Genomic DNA, 6,459 nt, shown 5'->3' with positions numbered 1-6,459 from the left:
GGCGAGCACAGAGCACTACACACAAGTGCACACGACTTGCGTCGCCGACGATCTTCCGATCTGCCCGTCGCGCTCCCGGTGCGCTGCTGCACCTGCGCGAGCGCGTGCTGGGCGTCGCGAACGGCGACCACCGCCTGGCCCTTGTCGCCCGACGCGATGGCCGCGGTCGCCGCCTGTGACCGTTCGGTCGCGTACCCGAGCACCCGCTCGGCCTGGTCGACGTTGTCGGCGACCGTCGCCAGGGTCCGTCCGCCGTACGACCCGCGCACCCGTTCGAGCGCGCGGCGCGCGGCGTCGAGCTCCATCGGCGCCGCGGCGACCGCGGAGGCGAGGGCGGTCGCGGCGTCCTCGACCCCGTCCTCGAGCGACCGCAGCCGGTCGAAGGCCTCGGTCTGCTCGTCGATCGACGTGTGCGCCTGCTCGCAGATCGCGATGATCTGGTTCGCCCACTGCGCGCGCTGCTGCGGCGAGTCCGGGACCTCGTCGTCGAGCTGCTGCTGGTACGAGAAGGCCTGCCGCACGGAGCGCTTCGCGGTCGCGACGGCGTCGGCGAAGGGCTTCGCCGCGTCCTCCCCGAACTGCGCCGTGGCGAAACCGACCTCTTGCTCGGCGGTGCGGAGCTCGTCGTCGATCGTGACGAGCGCAGCGCCGGCCTTGCGTTCCAGGCCTGCGAGCGACTCCTGCTGTGCCCGTTCGGCCTCGGCGGTCCGGCGCTTGTTGCGGGTGCGGACCACCAGCAGGGCGACGACCGCGCCGACCACGACCACGAGCAGGAGCACCCACAGCCAGGTCAGGTCCGGCGGCGCCTGCGACGCGACGAGACCGTCCGCCATGGCGACGGCGGCGCCCGCCCAGTCGCCGTCCCGCAGCTGCGGCACCGCGTCCTGCTGGTAGGCGGACTCGACGTCGCCGCGGGAGAGCGCGGTCTCGTTCGTCTGCTGGATGTCGGCGATGCGGTCGTCGACCGCCACGGAGAGCACGATGGCGTCGGAGTCGATCTGGTTGCGTTCCATCAGGGCGTCGCCCCACGCCGCGTGGTCGCTCGGGTTCGTGAACGTCGGCACGTAGACCACGTAGAGCTGCGTCTGCGTCTCGTCGTACAGCTCCTGGACCGCCTGTTCGACCTGCGTGCGCTGCGCACTGCTCAGCGCGTCGGCCTCGTCGACCACGTACGCACCGCCGAGGTCCACCGGATCCGTGGCGTGGGCTGCCGCAGCGGGCGCGAGCACCAGACCGGCGGCGAGGAGCAGCGCACCCAGGCGACCCAGGGACCTGGTCGTCACCGATGCTGCCCGACCGCGGCACCGACGGCGCGGCCTGCCGGCCGCCCGGTCGCCCGTGCCCGATCCGTCGTGGACCGCTCGCATCCGTCCTCCATCCGTCGCCCCGGGGGCCGTCGTGCGACCCCCGACGGCCCCCGCACGGGTGCCGACGTCCCGATGCTATCCAGACGACGCACACAGCGGGTGGATGCTCGGACAACCCCCGGTGACGTCGGTCATCTGGAGGACTTGTACCCCGGACCGGGGTATGGTGGTGGCCATCGTTCGACGACGAACGGAAGGGGAAAGCGATGGAGCGTACGACGAGCACCGAGGTCGTCCCACTGGAGGACGGCTACCACCGCGTCTCGACACCGGCGAGCGGTGTCATCGGCTTCGTCCGTGAACAGGACGGCCGCTACGAGGTCCTCCGTGGGCGGGTCCGACAGGCCACCCGGTCCGAGGGCGCCTACAGCACCATGAACGTCGCGCTCATCGCGCTCACGCACGCCTGACACGACCACCGGCCCCGCGCCGGACCGACGCTAGGCTCGCCGCGTGGTCCGTCCGTCAGGCGTCGTCCGGGTGACGATCGTGCCCTCCGGCGCCGACCGGGAGGCCCTGGTCACCGCCGTCGCGTCGGCCCACCACGTCGACGAGGTCGCCGTGCGCACGGGGCGCCGCTGTCCGCACTGCGGTTCGACCGAGCACGGACGCCCCTGGGCGACGATCGCGGACCGCCGCGTCCCGGTGAGCCTCGCCCGGACACCCGCTCGCCGGCCCGGCGTGCCGGGCGTCACCGCGATCGCCGTCGTGACCGGCCCAGCCCGTGGCGTCGCGGTCGGCATCGACCTCGAACGGGTCGACCGGGTCGCGGCCGCCCCGCTCGACGTCTCCACGCCGGTCGAGGCCGCGCGGCTGCGGGACGACCACGACCGCGCGGCCGCCTGGGCCGTCAAGGAAGCGGTGCTGAAGCGGGACGGTCGAGGGCTGCAGGTCGACCCGGCCGCCGTCGAGGTCGACCTGGCCCGGGGTGCCGCCCGCTTCGCCCGCCGCGACCACCTCGTGACGGTCCACTGGCCCGCGCCGGACACGGTGCTCGCCGTGGCGGCCGGCGGTCTGCCCGTGATCGTCGAGCACCGGCTCGTCGACGGGCTCGTCGACGGGCTCGGCGACGGGCGTGGTGCCGGCGTCAGCGGCCCGGTCGGGTGAGCACCTCGACGCCGTCCTCGGTGATCGCGACGGTGTGCTCGGTGTGGGCGGTCCTCGCTCCGGTCGCGCTCCGCAGCGTCCACCCGTCCGGATCGGTGACCAGTTCGTCCGTGTCCGCCATCACCCAGGGCTCGAGCGCGAGGAGGAGACCCGGGCGCAGGGTGTAGCCCCGTCCGGGTCGACCGGTGTTCGCCACGTGCGGGTCCTGGTGCATCGTCGAGCCGATGCCGTGACCGCCGAACTCGGTGTTCACGGGGTACCCGGCGGCGGTCAGCACGCTGCCGATGGCGTGCGACACGTCCCCGGTCCGGACTCCCGGCCCCGCTGCGGCGATCCCGGCGGCGAGTGCTCGTTCGGTGGCCTCGATCAGGGCCGTGTCCGCGGGGTCGGCCCGCCCGACGACGAAGCTGATCGCGGCATCGGCGGCGATCCCGTCCAGGGTCACCGCGAGGTCGAGGGTGAGCAGGTCGCCGTCCGCGAGCGAGCGGTCGTGCGGCAGACCGTGGAGCACCGCGTCGTTCACCGCGGTGCAGACGTGGTGGCCGAAGGGTCCGCGACCGAACGACGGGGCGTAGTCGACGTAGCAGGAGACCGCGCCGGCGTCCTCGATCATGGTGCGGGCCCACCGGTCGACGTCGAGCAGGTTCGTGCCGACCGTCGTCCGTTCGCGGAGGGTCTGCAGGATCGTGCCGACGAGGGCGCCCGTGCGTCGGGCCCGGTCGACCTCGGCGGGGGAGAGGATCTCGATCATGCGGATTATCGTACCGGTACTGGTAGCCCGGTACTAGTATCGGCAGCATGGTCCGACTCCCGCTCAGCCCCGACGAGCTCGAACGCGGTCGCCGTCTCGGTGCGCTGCTCCGGAGCGCACGTGGCGACCGCTCGATCCTCGACGTGGCACTGGCCGCCGGCATCTCACCGGAGACCCTCCGCAAGGTCGAGACCGGCCGGATCGCGACCCCCTCCTTCGCGAGCATCGCCGCCGTCGCCGGGGTCGTCGGGCTGTCCCTCGACGCGCTCTGGGCCGAGGTGCACCCGCCGTCGCCCGAGGGGCCGACGGGCGGTGACGCGCCGGGTTCCCGCGTCGGGGCTGCACGCGTCTGGTCGTGACTACCCCGCGTCGGTCGCCGCGGCTCCGGGGACGCCCGGCTCGTCGATCCAGGGTCCGGTGACCCGACGCACCGAGAGCTCGGTGGTGCCGGCAGCGGCGGCGAAGGCGGCGTACACGTCCGTCGACGCGACCGAGCCGTGCCGGTGCGCGGCGCCGAGGCCGCGGAGCGCGGCGGTGAAGGCCGTGTCCCCGAAGGCCCGTCGGAGTGCGTGCAGGGCGAGGGCCCCGCGCTTGTAGACCCGGTCGTCGAACATGTCGCGCGCGCCCGGGTCGGCGACCACCAGGTCCTGCGGACCGGCGAGGAGCGCCTGCCGGTGCCGTTCCGCCAGCACGTCGGCGGAGTCACCCCCGCGGTGCTCCGACCACAGCCACTCGGCGTAGCAGGCGAAGCCCTCGTGCAGCCAGATGTCCCGCCACCGGGCGGCCGTCACCGAGTTGCCCCACCACTGGTGTGCGAGCTCGTGCGCGATGAGCCGGTCGGTCCCGTGCTCGCCGTCGACGTGGTTCCGCCCGAACACCGCGAGGCCGTGGGCCTCGAGCGGGATCTCGAGCTCGTCGTCGGTGACCACGATGCCGTAGGACGAGAACGGGTACGGTCCGAACACGTCGCCGAACAGGGCGATCATGTCCGGGACCCGGCCGAAGTCCGTACGGACCGCCGTGGCCAGGTCGGCGGGGTGGTGCACGGTCACCGCCGGGGTCCCGCGCAGGGTCGTCGTGCGGTAGCGCCCGATCTGCACGGTGGCGAGGTACGTCGCCATCGGCTCGGTGACGGCGTAGGTCCAGGTCGTCCCGGCCCGAGCCCGCTCGCTGCCGAGCAGGTCGCCGTTCGCCACGACGTCGTAGCCGCTCTCGGCGGTGACCTCGAAGCGGTACGTGGCCTTGTCGTCCGGCCGGTCGTTGCACGGGAACCAGGAGGGTGCGCCGGTGGGCTGGGCGGCGACGATCACGCCGTCGGTCAGCTCCTCCCAGCCGATCTGCCCCCACGGACTCCGGAGCGGACGGGGTGCGCCGCGGTACCGGACGTGCACCGAGAACTCGGCCCCGGCGGCGATCGGAGCGGCCGGCGTCACGGTGACCTTGTGGGTGCCGGTGGAGACCTTCGCCGCACGGGTGCCGTCGACGTCGACGCGGTCCACCCGCAGCCCGTGCAGGTCGAGCACGATGCGGTCGAGCGCGACGACGGCACGGCCGGTGACGGTGGCGGTGGCGTCGAGGCGGTTCGTCGCGACGCGGTAGCCGAGGCGCAGGTCGTAGTGCTGCGCGCTCCACCGCCGGTCGCCGCTGTGCGGGGTGTACGGGTCGGCGTCGGGGTTCGGCTTCACGGTGTCGTCGAGTCTGCCACGGCCCCGGACCCGACGGCGGAGCCGGTGCGGTCTCGGTCCGCTCCCGCGGGCTCGGCCGGTGCCGTCGGCGCGGACGTCCACGGGGCGATCGGGTTCCCGGCCCAGCGGGTGCCACCGGGAACCTGCTCGCCGCGCATCACGAGCGAGCCCGCCCCGACGGTCGCACTCGTCCCGATCCCGGAGGCGGGCAACGCGACGCTGTGCGGGCCGAGGGTCGCACCGTCGTCGAGCCGCACCGTGTCGAGCTGCATGACCCGGTCGTGGAACAGGTGCGTCTGCACGACCGTGCCCCGCGCGACCGCGGCACCGTCGCCGATCGCCACGAGGTCGGCCTCCGGCAGCCAGTACGTCTCGATCCAGGTGCCGCGACCGATCCGTGCGCCCAGGCTCCGCAACCACGCGGCGAGTGCGGGCGTGCCGGGGGCCTGCTCGGCGAACCACGGGCGCGCCACCGTCTCGACGAAGGTGTCCTGCACCTCGTTGCGCCAGACGAAGGACGACCACAGCGGGTGCTCCCGGGCGTCGATCCGTCCGACGAACACCCACTTCGCGAGCGTGGAGACCACTGCCGCCACCGCACCGGCCACGATGAGCACCGGGCCGGCGAGCAGCACCGTCCAGCCGATCCCGACGGCCGACCAGAGCGCGAGCAGGGTCCCGGCGACGCCGAGGGCGATCGCCGCGGACACCATCGGGGCGAGCAGGCGGAGCAGCTCCCAGCACCCGCGCGCGACCTTGAGCCGCCGGGGCGGGCGGAACGTCCGTGCCTCGTCGAACTCCGTGGTGGCACGGCGCAGCCGGACGGGCGGCGATCCGAGCCACGACGACCCGCGCTTCGCCTTCCTCGGCACGGCGGAGAGGACGGCCACGAGCGCCTCGCGCGGGACCGACCGTCCCGCGCCGGTCATCCCGGAGTTCCCGAGGAACGCCCGGCGACCGACCTTCGAACGGCCGATCCGGACGTACCCGCCACCGAGCTCGTAGGTGGCGACCATGGTGTCGTCGGCCAGGAAGGCCCCGGACGCGATCTGCGTCAGCGACGGGATGAGCAGCACCGTCGAGATCTCGGTGTCCCGCCCGACGCGTGCGCCGAGGAGTCGCAGCCAGAGCGGGGTGACGAGCGAGGCGTACAGCGGGAAGAGCAGCGTCCGGGCGGCGTCGAGCACCCGCTCGGTGCACCAGGCCTGCCAGCCCGGGCGCGACCGCACGGGGTGCCGTCCCTCGTGCAGCCCGAGCGCGAGGAGCCGCACCGCTGCCACCACGAGCACGGCGTACACGAGTCCCGCGACGATCGTGGCCAGCGGGACCGCCGCCAGCGCGCGCAGCACGGCCGCACCCAGGGTGCCGGCGGGCCCGACGAGCGTGATCGCGACGGCCAGCCCCGCGGTGACGCCGACGACGGGCAGACCGGCCACGACGACCGACCCGACCCCGTACGCGACGAGCCACCGACGTCGGGCCGGGGGACGTGCCTCCCGGCCGTGGCGCGCCGAGCCGACGCGCTCGGCGGGCGAGCCCGCCCACCGTA

General features: G+C 74.1%; 7 protein-coding genes. 3 read left to right on the top strand and 4 right to left on the bottom strand.

Going from position 1 to position 6,459, the window contains the following annotated elements; genetic code table 11:
- The coding region (locus D8M35_RS14930) for a YgcG family protein (RefSeq protein WP_161972685.1) at positions 1-1,283 on the bottom strand (1,283 nt) is incomplete at its 3' end.
- 290 nt (positions 1,284-1,573) lie between these two features.
- Between D8M35_RS14930 and D8M35_RS14925 the strand changes: the two genes are divergently transcribed.
- Together D8M35_RS14925 and D8M35_RS14920 are read left to right on the top strand one after the other, a co-directional pair.
- Positions 1,574-1,777: a hypothetical protein gene (locus tag D8M35_RS14925; protein ID WP_058729997.1), complete on the top strand. Its 204-nt coding sequence runs from the start codon at positions 1,574-1,576 to the stop codon at positions 1,775-1,777.
- Between the two features lie 43 nt (positions 1,778-1,820).
- A complete protein-coding gene (locus tag D8M35_RS14920; RefSeq protein WP_126892550.1) occupies positions 1,821-2,474 on the top strand; it encodes a 4'-phosphopantetheinyl transferase superfamily protein in 654 nt (217 codons plus the stop codon).
- On the opposite strand, the gene map is transcribed toward D8M35_RS14920, so the two are convergent.
- Positions 2,455-3,225 carry a type I methionyl aminopeptidase gene (gene map / locus D8M35_RS14915; RefSeq protein WP_126892549.1) on the bottom strand — a complete coding sequence of 257 codons (771 nt, stop codon included), beginning with the start codon at positions 3,223-3,225 and terminating at the stop codon, positions 2,455-2,457. The genes D8M35_RS14920 and map overlap by 20 nt on opposite strands.
- A 47-nt stretch (positions 3,226-3,272) precedes the next feature.
- On the opposite strand from map, the gene D8M35_RS14910 reads away from it, so the two are divergent.
- The gene (locus tag D8M35_RS14910; protein WP_126892548.1) at positions 3,273-3,584 is read left to right on the top strand and encodes a helix-turn-helix domain-containing protein; all 312 of its coding nucleotides are present in this window, start codon (positions 3,273-3,275) and stop codon (positions 3,582-3,584) included.
- Here D8M35_RS14910 and D8M35_RS14905 read toward each other — a convergent pair whose 3' ends face one another.
- On the bottom strand, positions 3,585-4,910 hold the full coding sequence (locus D8M35_RS14905; RefSeq protein WP_126892547.1) for a M1 family metallopeptidase: 1,326 nt from the start codon (positions 4,908-4,910) through the stop codon (positions 3,585-3,587).
- The coding region (locus D8M35_RS14900) for a Pls/PosA family non-ribosomal peptide synthetase (RefSeq protein ID WP_342342920.1) at positions 4,907-6,459 on the bottom strand (1,553 nt) is incomplete at its 5' end. The genes D8M35_RS14900 and D8M35_RS14905, both read right to left, overlap by 4 nt.

It is taken from the genome of Curtobacterium sp. HSID17257, assembly GCF_003989515.1.
In the GTDB taxonomy this organism is placed as follows: domain Bacteria; phylum Actinomycetota; class Actinomycetes; order Actinomycetales; family Microbacteriaceae; genus Curtobacterium.
This window is presented reverse-complemented; position numbering and strand designations above follow the sequence as displayed.

Coding starts and splice junctions, on each gene's coding strand:
- D8M35_RS14925 (WP_058729997.1), top strand. CDS start 1,574: ATGGAGCGTACGACGAGCACCGAGGTCGTCCCACTGGAGGACGGCTAC.
- map (WP_126892549.1), bottom strand. CDS start 3,225: ATGATCGAGATCCTCTCCCCCGCCGAGGTCGACCGGGCCCGACGCACG.
- D8M35_RS14910 (WP_126892548.1), top strand. CDS start 3,273: ATGGTCCGACTCCCGCTCAGCCCCGACGAGCTCGAACGCGGTCGCCGT.